At 54.5% G+C, this 13,547-nt stretch carries 12 protein-coding genes and 1 riboswitch; of the genes, 4 read left to right on the top strand and 8 right to left on the bottom strand.

Going from position 1 to position 13,547, the window contains the following annotated elements:
* Positions 1–3: 3 nt before the first annotated feature.
* On the top strand, positions 4–1,188 hold the full coding sequence (locus tag ACZ5BW_RS01395; RefSeq protein ID WP_464541799.1) for a BaiN/RdsA family NAD(P)/FAD-dependent oxidoreductase: 1,185 nt from the start codon (positions 4–6) through the stop codon (positions 1,186–1,188).
* A gap of 106 nt (positions 1,189–1,294) precedes the next feature.
* Here ACZ5BW_RS01395 and hslU read toward each other — a convergent pair whose 3' ends face one another.
* From hslU to dapF, 5 genes are all read right to left on the bottom strand, one after another.
* Positions 1,295–2,626, bottom strand: coding sequence for an ATP-dependent protease ATPase subunit HslU (gene hslU, locus ACZ5BW_RS01400; RefSeq protein WP_464541801.1), 1,332 nt, complete (start codon positions 2,624–2,626; stop codon positions 1,295–1,297).
* A 127-nt stretch (positions 2,627–2,753) separates the two neighbouring features.
* Positions 2,754–3,290: an ATP-dependent protease subunit HslV gene (hslV, locus tag ACZ5BW_RS01405; protein ID WP_464541803.1), complete on the bottom strand. Its 537-nt coding sequence runs from the start codon at positions 3,288–3,290 to the stop codon at positions 2,754–2,756.
* Between the two features lie 100 nt (positions 3,291–3,390).
* Positions 3,391–4,293: a tyrosine recombinase XerC gene (xerC, locus tag ACZ5BW_RS01410; RefSeq protein WP_464541805.1), complete on the bottom strand. Its 903-nt coding sequence runs from the start codon at positions 4,291–4,293 to the stop codon at positions 3,391–3,393.
* Between the two features lie 57 nt (positions 4,294–4,350).
* On the bottom strand, positions 4,351–5,010 hold the full coding sequence (locus tag ACZ5BW_RS01415; protein WP_133669491.1) for a DUF484 family protein: 660 nt from the start codon (positions 5,008–5,010) through the stop codon (positions 4,351–4,353).
* 14 nt (positions 5,011–5,024) lie between these two features.
* Positions 5,025–5,858, bottom strand: coding sequence for a diaminopimelate epimerase (dapF, locus tag ACZ5BW_RS01420; RefSeq protein ID WP_464541808.1), 834 nt, complete (start codon positions 5,856–5,858; stop codon positions 5,025–5,027).
* A gap of 149 nt (positions 5,859–6,007) precedes the next feature.
* Here dapF and metK point away from each other — a divergent pair, with 149 nt between their 5' ends.
* The 3 genes from metK to metF all read left to right on the top strand — a co-directional run bounded on the left by metK (position 6,008) and on the right by metF (position 9,702).
* Positions 6,008–7,207 (top strand): methionine adenosyltransferase, encoded by a 1,200-nt coding sequence (gene metK / locus ACZ5BW_RS01425; protein ID WP_464541810.1) that lies wholly within the window; start codon positions 6,008–6,010, stop codon positions 7,205–7,207.
* Positions 7,208–7,227: 20 nt separating this feature from the next.
* Positions 7,228–7,305: riboswitch (S-adenosyl-L-homocysteine riboswitch) on the top strand.
* A 16-nt stretch (positions 7,306–7,321) separates the two neighbouring features.
* Positions 7,322–8,767, top strand: coding sequence for an adenosylhomocysteinase (ahcY, locus tag ACZ5BW_RS01430; protein WP_464541812.1), 1,446 nt, complete (start codon positions 7,322–7,324; stop codon positions 8,765–8,767).
* Between the two features lie 89 nt (positions 8,768–8,856).
* A complete protein-coding gene (gene metF / locus ACZ5BW_RS01435; RefSeq protein ID WP_464541814.1) occupies positions 8,857–9,702 on the top strand; it encodes a methylenetetrahydrofolate reductase [NAD(P)H] in 846 nt (281 codons plus the stop codon).
* 211 nt (positions 9,703–9,913) lie between these two features.
* Here the strand turns inward: metF and ACZ5BW_RS01440 are convergent, their stop codons facing one another.
* The 3 genes from ACZ5BW_RS01440 to ACZ5BW_RS01450 all read right to left on the bottom strand — a co-directional run bounded on the left by ACZ5BW_RS01440 (position 9,914) and on the right by ACZ5BW_RS01450 (position 13,505).
* Positions 9,914–11,155: a pyridoxal-phosphate-dependent aminotransferase family protein gene (locus tag ACZ5BW_RS01440; protein ID WP_464541816.1), complete on the bottom strand. Its 1,242-nt coding sequence runs from the start codon at positions 11,153–11,155 to the stop codon at positions 9,914–9,916.
* A gap of 212 nt (positions 11,156–11,367) precedes the next feature.
* Complete coding sequence (locus tag ACZ5BW_RS01445) at positions 11,368–12,861, bottom strand: M48 family metallopeptidase (protein WP_464541818.1); 1,494 nt, start codon at positions 12,859–12,861, stop codon at positions 11,368–11,370.
* 305 nt (positions 12,862–13,166) lie between these two features.
* Complete coding sequence (locus tag ACZ5BW_RS01450) at positions 13,167–13,505, bottom strand: P-II family nitrogen regulator (RefSeq protein ID WP_011381824.1); 339 nt, start codon at positions 13,503–13,505, stop codon at positions 13,167–13,169.
* Positions 13,506–13,547: the final 42 nt, after the last annotated feature.

The raw sequence follows: 13,547 nt of genomic DNA on the forward strand, positions 1-13,547 counted from the left end.
CAATTGAAGAAAGATGTCGTCGTAATAGGCGCTGGCGCAGCCGGCATGATGTGTGCAATGGAAGCGGGAAAGCGTGGACGGAGTGTGCTGCTGCTGGATCATGCCACCAAGCTGGCGGAAAAAATCCGTATCTCGGGAGGCGGCCGATGTAATTTCACGAATCGTCACACTGTCCCGGAAAATTTTCTGTCGCAGAATCCGCATTTCTGCCGATCCGCGCTGGCACGCTTCACTCCTTGCCACTTCATAGAACTGGTGGAAAAGCATTGCATCCGTTATCACGAAAAAAAGCTGGGACAGCTATTCTGCGATGAGGCTTCGCGGCAAATCATTGACATGCTGCACAATGAATGTGAGGCCGCTGGAGTCATCTTTCAAATGCCCTGCGAGGTAAGCCGCATAGACCGGGGTTTCGGCGATACTGGATTCATATTGGAAACCAGCTGTGGCAAGGTGATGACAGATGCGCTGGTAGTCGCGACCGGAGGTCTTTCCATTCCACAAATCGGCGCCAGTCCTTTCGGCTATCGCATCGCAGAGCAGTTCGGCATAAACGTTACGCCGCTACGTCCCGCCCTGGTACCGCTGACCTTTGCGCCGGAACAGTTGTCCGTTTTTTCAGGGCTCTCGGGCATTGCACTCGACACAATAGTGAGCTGTAACGGCGCGCATTTTCGAGAAAATCTGCTGATCACGCATCGGGGTCTGAGCGGTCCTGCAATCCTCCAGATTTCCTCATACTGGCGACCGGGAGATCCGATCCATATCAACCTGCTACCTGAGCTGGATGCACCTGACTGGTTGCTCGATCGCAGGCACAGCGGCGCGCTGCTGTCCAATCTGTTGGCGCAGCATCTGCCCCGACGGTTTGCAGAAGCGTGGCTGAGCGCAATGAGGAGTACGCCCCCGGAAATGCCTGTAAACCAGTATGGCAACAAGAGCTTGAAGCAACTGGCCTCTCAATTGCATGCTTGGCAGGTTTTCCCGGACGGCACCGCAGGCTACAAAAAGGCGGAAGTAACACTGGGAGGCATCGATACTGCCGAGCTTTCTTCCAGAACGATGGAATCGAAAAAAGTATCCGGACTTTATTTCGTGGGGGAAGTCGTCGATGTCACGGGCCAACTGGGTGGTTTCAACTTCCAGTGGGCCTGGTCATCGGGTTATGTGGCAGGGCAATCAGTGTAACCGCAGCTTCTATCGGAAGTGCGGGCGTCTGTATCGCGAAGAGATAATCTTTCTTTCTTATGGGAATGATAGATTGCCTGAAGAATGGGAAGCCTTCAGCGATTTTTTACAGTACGTAGCGGGCCAGATCCTCGCTCTGCGCCAGGTCGCTGAGTCGTTTATCCACATAGGCGGCATCAATGACAACTGCGTCTCCATGGTGTTTCTCGGCATTGAACGAAACATCCTCCAGCAGTTTTTCCATGGCGGTATAAAGACGCCGTGCTCCAATATTCTCTGTTTTCTCGTTGACTGCAAAGGCGATCTCCGCCAGACGCTTGACCGCATCGGGAGTAAATTCCAGTCTGACCCCTTCGGTTTCAAGCAGCGCCTCATATTGACGTGTCAAACAGGCATCCGTATTGGTGAGGATTTGTACAAAATCGTCGGCGCTGAGGCTGGTGAGCTCAACCCGAATTGGAAACCGGCCCTGCATCTCGGGAATCAGATCGGAAGGTTTGGCGAGGTGAAATGCCCCGCTGGCGATAAACAGAATATGATCGGTCTTGATCATGCCATATTTGGTGGAAATCGTGGTGCCCTCCACCAGAGGCAGCAGGTCCCGCTGAACCCCCTGGCGCGATACATCCGCTCCCGAAGTCTCGGAACGGCTCGTGATCTTGTCGATTTCATCCAGAAACACGATGCCGTTCTGCTCGACATTCTGTACTGCGCGCAGCTTCAATTCCTCATCATTAACCAGCTTCGAGGCTTCCTCATCGACAAGGAGCTTCATCGCTTCGCGGATTTTCAGCTTTCGCGTCTTTTTTCTTTCCGCACCCAGATTCTGGAACATGCCTTGAATCTGCGTCGTCAGCTCTTCCATTCCAGGGGGAGCAAAGATTTCCATGTGGGTATGCGGGGTCGCCAGCTCGATTTCGATCTCCTTATCGTTGAGCTCTCCCTCGCGCAGCTTCTTTCGAAATTTCTGGCGGGTAGCACTTTCCGCCTCGATGGATTCCATCTGCAGACCTGTTTCTCGGGCAGAAGGCAATAGCACATCGAGTATGCGTTCCTCAGCATGGTCTTCCGCGCGTGCGCGCATCTTTTGCGTTTCACGCTCCCGCGACTGCTTGACCGCAGCTTCCACGAGATCACGGATGATCGAATCCACGTCACGTCCAACATACCCTACCTCGGTAAATTTGGTCGCCTCGACCTTGATGAACGGCGCATCCGCAAGTTTCGCGAGCCGGCGCGCTATTTCCGTCTTGCCAACACCCGTCGGACCGATCATCAAAATATTCTTGGGCGTAATCTCCTGGCGCAGTGGATCCTGTACCTGCTGCCTGCGCCAGCGATTCCTGAGCGCGATGGCAACCGAATGCTTGGCGGCATCCTGACCTATGATGTGCTTGTCAAGCTCGTGGACGATTTCCCGGGGAGTCAGTTGAGACATGGTCAGGTCAGCGATAAAGGCAAAAGGTGAGAGAAATCAAAGCAACAGTACGAACAATACAAAGCATAAGGTTATACCGGAATAGAGGGGTCAGTCCTATCTTGTCCGGATTCATTTTCTCCGGCTGCTACTCCAGAACCTCGATTACGTGGTTCTGATTGGTGTAGATACACAGATCCCCGGCTATGGTAAGTGCCTTCTTGACGATTTCCGGCGGTGTAAGATCAGTGTTTTCCAGAAGCGCGCGTGCCGCTGAATGCGCATAGGAGCCGCCGCTGCCGATTGCCGCCAGCCCGAGTTCGGGTTCTATTACGTCTCCCGCTCCGGTAATAATGAGGGTGGCGGCCTGATCGGCGACGACGAGCATGGCCTCGAGTCTGCGCAGAATCCGGTCGGTGCGCCAGTCTTTTGCCAGCTCCACTGCCGAGCGCATGAGGTGTCCCTGATGTTTTTCCAGCTTGCCTTCAAAACGTTCGAACAAGGTAAAGGCATCCGCCGTTCCTCCGGCAAATCCGGCCAGGAGCCTGTCATGGTACAGCCGCCGCACCTTGCGCGCGCTGGCTTTTGCCACCACCGCTCCCAGTGTCACCTGGCCATCGCCGCCCAGCGCAACGTGGTTCCCCCGACGGGCGGAAAGTATGGTTGTGCCGTGGTATTCTGCCATGTCTAGCCCGGTAATTGGAGAGCGGAGATTATAACGCCGATTCACGAGAAGAATGCAAACAGTGTTTGCGCCAATCCGTAGTCCGGCTCATCCCTGCGGTTCAAGGCTCGTTCTTTTTTCGTGCGCGCGGGTGTGTTGCATCATAGACCTTCGATAGATGCTGGAAGTCGAGATGGGTATATACCTGCGTGGTGCTGATGCTGGCATGCCCCAGCATCTCCTGCACCGCTCTCAGGTCGCCGCTGGATTGCAGCACGTGTGATGCAAATGAATGCCGCAGCACGTGCGGGTGGATGCGCCCGCTGATTCCTTGCTTTACTGCCTGAATTTTCAGGCGCTGATCAATCGACCGGCGGCTGATGTTCCTCCCGTGCCGGGACAGGAATAGCGCCGTTTCCCCCGGCCTGGCGAGCGCATCGCGTTGTTTCATCCATTCCCCCACTACTTGCACGGCTTTGCTTCCTACCGGCACATCGCGGGTTTTATTCCCTTTGCCGGTAACGCGCACGATCCCGTCCGCCAGACTTAAATCCTCGGGCTTCAGGCTCGCGAGTTCCGCCAGCCGCAATCCGGAAGAATAGCAGAGCTCGAACATGGCTTTATCGCGTAAGGTAATCAGATCAGGAGTATCAAACTCCAGCAGCTTCAAGGCCTCATCAGGCGACAGGGTGCGAGGCAGGGCCTTGGGTGACTTCGGCGCTCGCACCCCGGCGCAGGGGTTACAAGCATAACCATGATGCCGCGCCAGGTAATTGTAGAGTCCGCGCCATGCAGACAGCATTCTCGCCAGGCTCCTGCCGGAAAATCCGTTTGCATGCAACTGAGCAAGAAAACGCCGGATATGGTGGATTTGCAAATGCTCCAGTTCGATTCCTCGGGAGAAATTCATCAGTATCTCGAGATCGCGGCCATAATTTTCGCAGGTGAGGGGCGACAGTCGCCGCGTCCCGGCGAGGTAAGCGAGATAGGCGGAGGCAAGTTCGGCCTGGCCCTTTCCAGACATCTTGCTGGAACCCTTCAGACCGGTTAAGAATTCCGGGTGTCGCCTTTTTCCCATTTCTCAGGCGGTGCGAAAACGTCTCAATGACGCGCTGGCAAGTTCACCGAGCCGTGCGAGGTAAACTGTTCCCATTTCCGGATAGAACCGTTGCGGCTCTTCACTGCCCATTACCAGTAAGCCGATGGTTTGATCTCCATGCAATGCTGTCATCGCAAATGAACGCAAATGCTCGGCCTGTTCGCCGAACCAGCTTCTGATCTCATCCGGAACATGAGGGCCGCAATAAGGGTGCAGCAAATTTTCCGCCATCGCATGAATCTCGCTGCTGACGGGTACAAATTCCGGTGGCAGGGGTTCGTCAACACCAATATTCCAGATACGAAGCGCGCTGTGAGGCACCGAGAAGTTTTCACGCAGCGCAAAAGCGAGCCCATCCAGAAGATCGGGCAAACGTCTGAAGGTGAGGAGCGAGACTGCCAATTGGTGCATTTTTTCCGCAATAGCGTCATTCTCCTTGCCGAACAGGATCAATTCCTCCAGCTTATCCCGCAAAATCTGGTTTTTACCCCGCAATGCCAGGATTTGACGCTCGCTCAAGGAAATCGCCCTCCCGTCATGGGGATTAGGCACCTGAATGTCTGCCAGCATGCTGGCATATGCTTCAAAGAACTCCGGATGCGCACGCAGATACTCTGCTATCTCTTCGAAACTTGATTTCATGTCTTTTCTGTTTTTTAAAACTGCAACTCGATTTGCCCGTCAAAAACGGCGACGGCAGGACCGGTCATCCAGACGGGTTGATTTCCCCCTTCCCATCGTATGAACAGATCTCCAGTGGAAAAGCTTACCCTGACGGGCGATTCGAGCAGCCCCCGCTGAATTCCCGCAACCGCCGCCGCACAGGCACCCGTGCCGCAAGCCAGGGTTTCACCCGCGCCCCGCTCGTAGACTCTCAGCCGGATATGATGAGGATCGATAACTTGCATATATCCGGCATTTACTCGCTGAGGAAAACGTGAATGCTTTTCGATAAGTGGACCCTCCGTCAAGACCGGCGCGTCATCCAGGTCCGATATTACCTGGACGGCGTGAGGATTGCCCATCGACACAGCGCTGATTTCCACCTGTTTGTCATCCAGACGGAGTGGGTAAGTGGGCGCTCGCTGTTCGGCGATAAAAGGAATCTCGCGCGGCTCAAATTTCGGCACACCCATGTTGACCGTTACTTCCCCGTCCGCTTCAAGCTTCGGAATAACCACCCCGCTTAGCGTCTCAATCCGTACTTCCTTCTTGCCTGTCATACCATGGTCATGCACGTAGCGAACGAAGCAGCGCGCCCCATTGCCGCATTGTTCCACTTCTCCCCCGTCGGCATTAAAAATGCGATAGCGGAAATCAGCATCGCCTTCCGCCTTTTCGATCAGCAGAATCTGGTCGCAGCCTATTCCCAGGTGGCGGTCGGCAAGTCGCCGCAATTGTTCCGGTGAGAGCGAAATCTGCTGATTCATCGCGTCAATGACAACGAAATCGTTGCCGAGGCCATGCATTTTGGTGAACTTGAGTTTCATTCATCGAGAGTTGCAAGAACAGGAATTACAGCACGAGGTATGGAAACATCGGCATGCCAGGCCGTATTGTATTATCCATCTTCTTATCTTCTTAATAAGCGCGTAATTTGGTATTCTACAGACCTTTTACGATTAAGCGGCTGGACAAAATGAGCGAATATCTTTTTACCTCCGAATCCGTGTCTGAAGGTCATCCCGATAAGGTGGCCGACCAAATTTCCGATTCCATCCTCGATGCAATCCTGGCTCAGGATCCCAATGCGCGGGTAGCCTGCGAAACACTATGCAGTACCGGTCTGATCGTCATGTCGGGCGAAATCACTACCCAGGCCAATGTAGACTACATGCAAGTCGCGCGCGCGGCGGTCAAGCGCATCGGTTACAACAGTTCCGATATCGGCTTTGACTATAATACCTGCGCAGTGCTGACTGCTTTCAACAAACAATCCCCCGATATCGCGCGCGGGGTCAACCGCACCAAGGAAGAGGAAATGGACCAGGGGGCGGGTGACCAGGGTCTCATGTTCGGCTATGCCTGCGATGAGACGCCGCAATTGATGCCCATGCCGATCTACTATGCCCACCGACTGATGGAGCGCCAGGCGGAACTGCGAAAAGATGGACGCCTCCCGTGGCTGCGTCCGGATGCAAAGTCACAGGTTTCAGTACGTTACCTGAATGGCACGCCGCAGCGAATCGAGACCGTTGTCATTTCCACGCAGCATCACCCGGATATCAGTCACACGGATTTGAGTGAAGCCATTATTGAGGAAGTCATCAAGCCCGTGCTTCCAAAAAAAATGCTGAATGGCGAAACCCGGTACCTGATCAACCCGACAGGACGTTTCGTGGTGGGCGGACCGATGGGAGATTGCGGACTGACCGGTCGGAAGATTATCGTGGACAGCTATGGGGGGACCGCGCACCATGGCGGTGGCGCCTTCTCCGGCAAGGATCCGTCCAAAGTGGACCGTTCCGCTGCTTATGCCGGACGATATGTGGCAAAGAATCTTGTCGCGGCCGGCATCGCCAGCAGATGCGAGGTACAGATGGCTTATGCGATCGGGGTTGCGCGACCCGTTTCGCTGATGGTCGACACTTATGGAACCGGAAAAATTCCCGACGATAAAATCGTCGAACTGATTGAGCGGCACTTCGATCTGCGTCCGCGTGGCATCATCCACGGCCTCGATCTGCTGCGTCCCATCTACGAAAAGACCGCCGCCTATGGCCATTTTGGCCGGGATGAACCGGAATTCACCTGGGAATCCACGGATAAGGCTGCACAGTTGCGCGAGGAAGCAGGAATCGAATCCGCGGAAACCGAACCGGTCAGTCTTCAGGCTTAAGATTACATCACCAACCCTTCCAGACCGAGGAGCGCTGCAACGGGCATTGTCCCGCGAGGCTCGGCAGGGAAGGATCGCTACAACGGCGCTCGTTCATTTTCAGGAGAAAATCTTATGAACGCTGTGCTCAGTCCTGCTTCTGCGTCCGCCGGCTTCACCGACTATAAAGTTGCCGATATGTCCCTGGCGGAATGGGGGCGCAAGGAAATCGCCATTGCCGAGACGGAGATGCCAGGTCTGATGGCGCTACGGGAAGAGCATGCCGGTGCCAGGCCTCTTGCAGGGGCACGCATTGCCGGTTCTCTGCACATGACCATTCAGACTGCGGTACTGATCGAAACGCTTACCAAGCTAGGCGCTCAAGTACGATGGGCTTCGTGCAACATTTTCTCGACTCAGGACCATGCCGCGGCCGCCATTGCAGCGGAAGGCATTCCCGTATTTGCCCATAAGGGCGAATCTCTGGATGAGTATTGGGAATATACCCATCGTATTTTTGAATGGCGAGGGGATACCTCACAAGGTGATGGCAGTCCCAATATGATTCTGGACGATGGCGGCGACGCCACCTTGCTCATCCTCCTTGGCAGCAGGGCGGAACAAGATCCATCTGTCATCGCCAGTCCAGCCAATGAAGAAGAGCAGGCCTTGTTTGCCGCCATTCGCAAACGCCTGAGCGTCAGCCCGAACTGGTATTCCACCCGGCGCGCCAATATCAGGGGTGTGACGGAGGAAACCACTACCGGCGTCCACCGTCTGTATGAAATGCAAAAGAAAGGCGAACTGCCGTTTCCGGCATTCAACGTGAATGATTCCGTCACCAAATCCAAATTCGACAATCTGTACGGTTGCCGGGAGTCCCTGGTGGACGGGATCAAGCGGGCGACCGATGTCATGATTGCCGGAAAGATCGCGATAGTGTGTGGTTACGGTGATGTCGGCAAAGGCTGTGCGCAATCCCTGCGCGGTCTTGGAGCCACCGTATGGATAACGGAAATCGACCCCATTTGCGCACTGCAAGCGGCAATGGAAGGTTATCGCGTCGTCACCCTGGATGAAGCCTGCGATCAGGCGGACATTTTCGTGACTGCCACCGGCAATCTGCGCGTCATTACCCATGATCATATGGTGCGAATGAAAGACCAGGCAATCGTATGTAATATCGGCCATTTCGATTCTGAAATCGATATTGCCTCGGTTCAGAAGTACCCATGGGAGAATATCAAGCCGCAGGTCGATCACGTCATTTTTCCTACCGGCCGCCGCATCATTGTGCTGGCAAAGGGACGACTGGTGAATCTTGGCTGTGCAACAGGACACCCTTCCTTTGTCATGTCGACTTCATTCACCAACCAGGTTCTGGCACAAATGGAACTTTGGCAGAATGGCGCCAGTTACCAGAAAAACGTCTACGTGTTACCCAAGCATCTGGATGAAAAAGTAGCGCGATTACACATCAAAAAGCTGGGCGCCAAACTCACGAGACTGACGGAGGAACAGGCGAGCTACCTGAATATGGACATTGACGGACCCTACAAGCCGGCAATGTACCGTTATTGATTTTTTTCAGGTTTGGATTTTAGCGCGGTGAAGGAAAAAGGTGGTTAGATCACCGCCTTTTTACCCTCCCTGCGCTTTTCCGCTTCGCCATGGAATCACAGAAAAAATTTATTCCCACATTCAGCTTCGAATTTTTTCCGCCGCAGACTGCGGAAGGAATAGAGAAGCTGCGCGCTACGCGCAAGCAACTTGCGCAACTCAAGCCGAAATTCTTCTCGGTAACCTTCGGCGCGGGAGGATCGACACGCGATCGTACCCTGGAAACCGTGCTCGAAATTCAGGCAGAAGGCTTGGTCGCTGCACCCCATCTTTCCTGTATTGGTGCAACCCGGGAAAATATCCGCGCCATGCTGGAGCAATACCGCAGCAGCGGTATTCGCCATCTGATTGCGCTGCGGGGGGATCTGCCTTCGGGAATGGCGCAAGGAGGAGAATTCCGCTATGCCAACGAACTGGTAGCCTTTATTCGCCGCGAGTACGGCAACGCCTTTCATATCGATGTAGCATCCTACCCGGAGTACCATCCACAAGCCAGAAATGCTCAGGAAGACTTGAGGAATTTCAAGCGCAAGATCGAAGCCGGCGCAGACTCGGCCATTACCCAGTATTTCTACAATGCGGACGCCTACTTTGACTTTGTCGATTCGTGTGAGGCGATGGGCATCAATATTCCGGTGGTTCCCGGCATCATGCCGATCAATAAATTTTCCCAGCTTGCCAGATTCTCAGATACCTGTGGGGCGGAAATACCGCGGTGGATCAGAAAGCGGCTGGAAGGTTATGGAGATGATTCTGCTTCCATACGCGCCTTCGGCCTGGATGTCGTTACCGATCTGTGCGCTCGACTGCTGAATGCAGGCGCACCCGGATTGCACTTCTACACGTTGAACTCGGCAGGACTAACGACGACTGTGTGGCAGCGACTGGGGCTGTAGTTCACCCCATTTTCAGATCGAATGATCACGAGAAGCTGATGAGCGAGCAACGAAGGCGGTGTGGAGAGCACAGTGATGGTGGGAGCGAAAATGGCGATCAAGTAGGGACTGATCTGGAAATGGAGTAAATTGGTAGTAGCATTGATGGAAATCTGGCGCGGTCCCATCCTCAATCCGGGATGGGCCGCGCTTCGCTCCACCTATCCTGCAATCACGCTGCCTTGGCGGTCTTTTTACTTTCCACCGGCAACGGATGAGCGGCATAAGCCTGATGTGCTGCTGCTTCCGCTGCTCCGTGTTCGATTTTCATACCCATATCGGACAATACCGCTTCCAAAGCACCCAGGCACAGCATGACGTTTTCCATCCGGCTTGAATAGCCCATGAGGCCGAAACGCCAGATCTTGCCTGCAAAATCGCCGAGGCCCGCGCCGATTTCGAGACTGTAGTCAACGAGCAATCTGCGGCGCACCTCTTTCTCATCGATTCCGGGCGGCACGTGGACCGAATTAAGCTGCGGCAGACGAGAGTTTTCCTCCACGAGATATTCCATCCCGAGTGTTTCAAACCCTGCCTTGAGTGCTTCATGGTTACGCTGATGACGGGCCCAGGAATGCTCCAGCCCTTCCTCATACAACATCAGCAGTGATTCGTGCAAGGCATAGAGCGCATTGGTAGGGGCGGTATGGTGGTAAGTGCGCGTGCTTCCCCAGTAGCCGAACAGGAGGTTCAGGTCCATGAACCAGCTTTGCACCTTGGTTTTGCGGCTTTTGACGAGATCAACCACGCGTTCCGAGAAACTGATGGGAGACAGGCCGGGGGGGCATGACAGACATTTCTGGCTCCCGGAGTAGATGGCATCAATCTTCCACTCGTCCACCTTTACCGGAGAGCCGCCAAGGGAGGTGACCGTGTCGACGATAGTGAGGCAATTATGGCGATGGGCGATTTCGCAAAGTGTTCTGGCATCCGACAGAGCCCCGGTGGAGGTCTCCGCGTGAACGAAAGCGACAATCTTTGCATCCGGATTCTGCTTCAAGGCATCTTCCACCTTCTGTGGATCGACCGGGGCGCCCCACTTGTCTTCTACCACTACGGCGATGCCTCCGCAACGCTGAACGTTCTCGATCATGCGTCCCCCAAACACCCCATTGCGGCATACGATCACCTTGTCGCCAGGGCTCACCATATTGACGAAGCACATTTCCATGCCGACCGAGCCCGGGCCTGAAACCGGGAAGGTCAGGAGATTGGAAGTCTGAAAGGCATATCGCAGCAAGCTTTTCAACTCTTCCATCATGTCCGTGAATACCGGGTCAAGATGGCCCAGCGTGGGACGGGCCATTGCCGCGAGAACCCGGGGATGTGTGTCGGAAGGTCCCGGACCCATCAGAATGCGTTGCGGTGGATAGAAGGTGCCAATGTTTTTAGTTGGGCCAAAATGTCTTGTCATGGTTGTTCCTGAGTTTGATGATGATCCATGGATTATGCGTGGGAAGAATTCGATTTTATCAAGGGAGCGGAGGTTTGGCTATCCGCGAATTCCTTTCTGCAGGAGCATCCCCTAAACTGCCAGTGCATCCTCTAAAGGCAGGCAGGCAGGCAGCGGCAGGCAAGGGCGGGCGGATATCTATTTCCGGCCAGTAGAATCGAACCTGGCGAGTTCTATTTTTTTTTGGACTCGCTGGCGGCCAGTTCACGCAATTCCCTGAGACGTGCTTCCACGCTCGACATCTGGTAGAAGTCGCCATCATCTGTTTTAAGCGCGATCTGCAACTGCTCGATTGCTGCAGGATAATTACCCTGGCGTGAATAAACTTCCGCCAGCGCCTGATGTTGCAGCAGGATATTCCCCAGCGCTTCATGGCTTTGCGCCTGCAATCTATAGAGGCGCACGTCATTGGGGGCGAGTTGCAGTTGCCGGTCGATGAAGTCGAGTGCTTCCTGAGCGCTGTCTTTGCTCAGGAGCGCCTCGGTGTAATCGTAGATTAATGCGCGGTGCTGCGGGAATATCGATAGTGCGGCTTGATAGATATCCAGCGCTTCGGTAGTCTGCCCGGCTGCGAGTTTGACACGGGCTGCCAGGGTTTCTATCATGGGACTGGAGGGGGCCATTCTGCGTTGAATCCGAATGGAGGTCCCGAGTTGATGATCCTGGAGCGCCTCCCCAGCGCCCTCGGGCTGCAAGCTGTCATACAGGCGCCCCAGTTCCTTGTCCGCGCGCTCGTACTCCCTGCTCCGCAGCAGGGCTGTTACGAGTCCGTACCGTTCCACCGTCTCATTGGTGTATCGTTTTTCACGCAAAATCGATTCGAAATACTTCACTGCGTCGGCGGGTTTTTCTATGGATGCCCGCAACTTGGCCCTCACCAACTGGAAATCCAGGCTGTCCGGTACCTGCCGGTAGGGCAAGCCATGCGTGCGGCCTTCGATATCAGCGATGCGTTCGAATGTAACGGGATGAGTGCGCAGATATGAAGGAGCGCCGTTTTCAAGAAAGCGGGTTGCCCTCTGCATGCGCTCGAAAAAATCGGCCATACCCCGTGGATCAAGTCCTGCCCCGGTCAATATACTCAGGCCGATTCTGTCCGCCTCTTTTTCATGTTCCCGGGTGAAGTTCAATTGTTTCTGAATCTGGCCTGCCTGCGAGGCCACGAGAATAGCCTGACCCGCCTGGGGATTGGCGCGAGAAGCGAGGATAGCTATCGCCATCGAGGCGAGGGAAGTCAGCATGCTGTACTTTTGCCCGGCGATCATGCGCGCCAGGTGCTTCTGCGTGACATGCGCGATTTCGTGCGCCATCACCCCTGCCAATTCGGACTCCGACTGCGCTGCGAGAATCAGGCCGCTATTGAATCCCATGAAACCTCCCGGTAATGCAAATGCATTGAGAGCCGGATCCTGGAGGGCAAAAAACTCGAACTCCTGCTCGGGACGCGCCTCACGGGAGCCGGAAATCAGACGACTGCCGAGATGGGTGAGGTAGCCGTCAATTTCCGCGTCGTTCAAGTAGCTGGGGTCCGAACGGATCTCGGACATTATTTTCAGCCCGAGCTCCCGTTCTTCTCTTGGAGATATGGATGCTTGAGATACATCGCCAAGGTCAGGCAGACCTTCGGCATGGACATTCACCGTGAATAGTGCCGGCAAAAAAAACATTATGTGGCGCAATTTCATGGTCGATAAGATATCGCTTCTCGCGTGAAGTTCCACGTGACAAGGGCGAGGGCGAGGTATCCCGGGACGCAATGGAAGGAGCAGGATCGGGCGGGAGTAGGAATCAGGGAGAGTGCAAGGGTGGATTCAATCCTCTGGATGAATGGAACTGGCCTATGCTGGCTTCAGTTATGTGACCACCGATTTCTCTCCTGCTGAGTACAGAATACAGCCGTTTGCCTTCCCGGTTCGCTGAACCAGCGGGCCACTCTCGATCTTCAAGCGAACCATCATGAGCAGAGATTGGTCTAGACGGCGGTTTCGTCCGTTTCGCCCGTGCGTATTCTTACGACTTGTTCGATATCGGTGACAAAAATCTTGCCATCGCCGATTTTTCCGGTGCGCGCGCTACTGATAATGGTCTCAATAACACTGTCAACCTGTTTCGCGAGCACTACAATTTCGATCTTTATTTTGGGCAGAAAATCCACTACATATTCCGCACCCCGGTATAGCTCGGTATGGCCTTTTTGCCTTCCAAATCCTTTCACTTCGGTAACTGTCAGTCCGCTTATCCCGATTTCATTGAGCGCTTCGCATACCTCGTCCAGTTTGAAAGGTTTGATGATAGCCTCGATTTTTTTCATGAAGCGTTCCTTTTACTCATCATGTTGATCATAAAGCCATCA

The sequence above is a fragment of the Nitrosospira sp. TNL300 genome, from assembly GCF_055385915.1.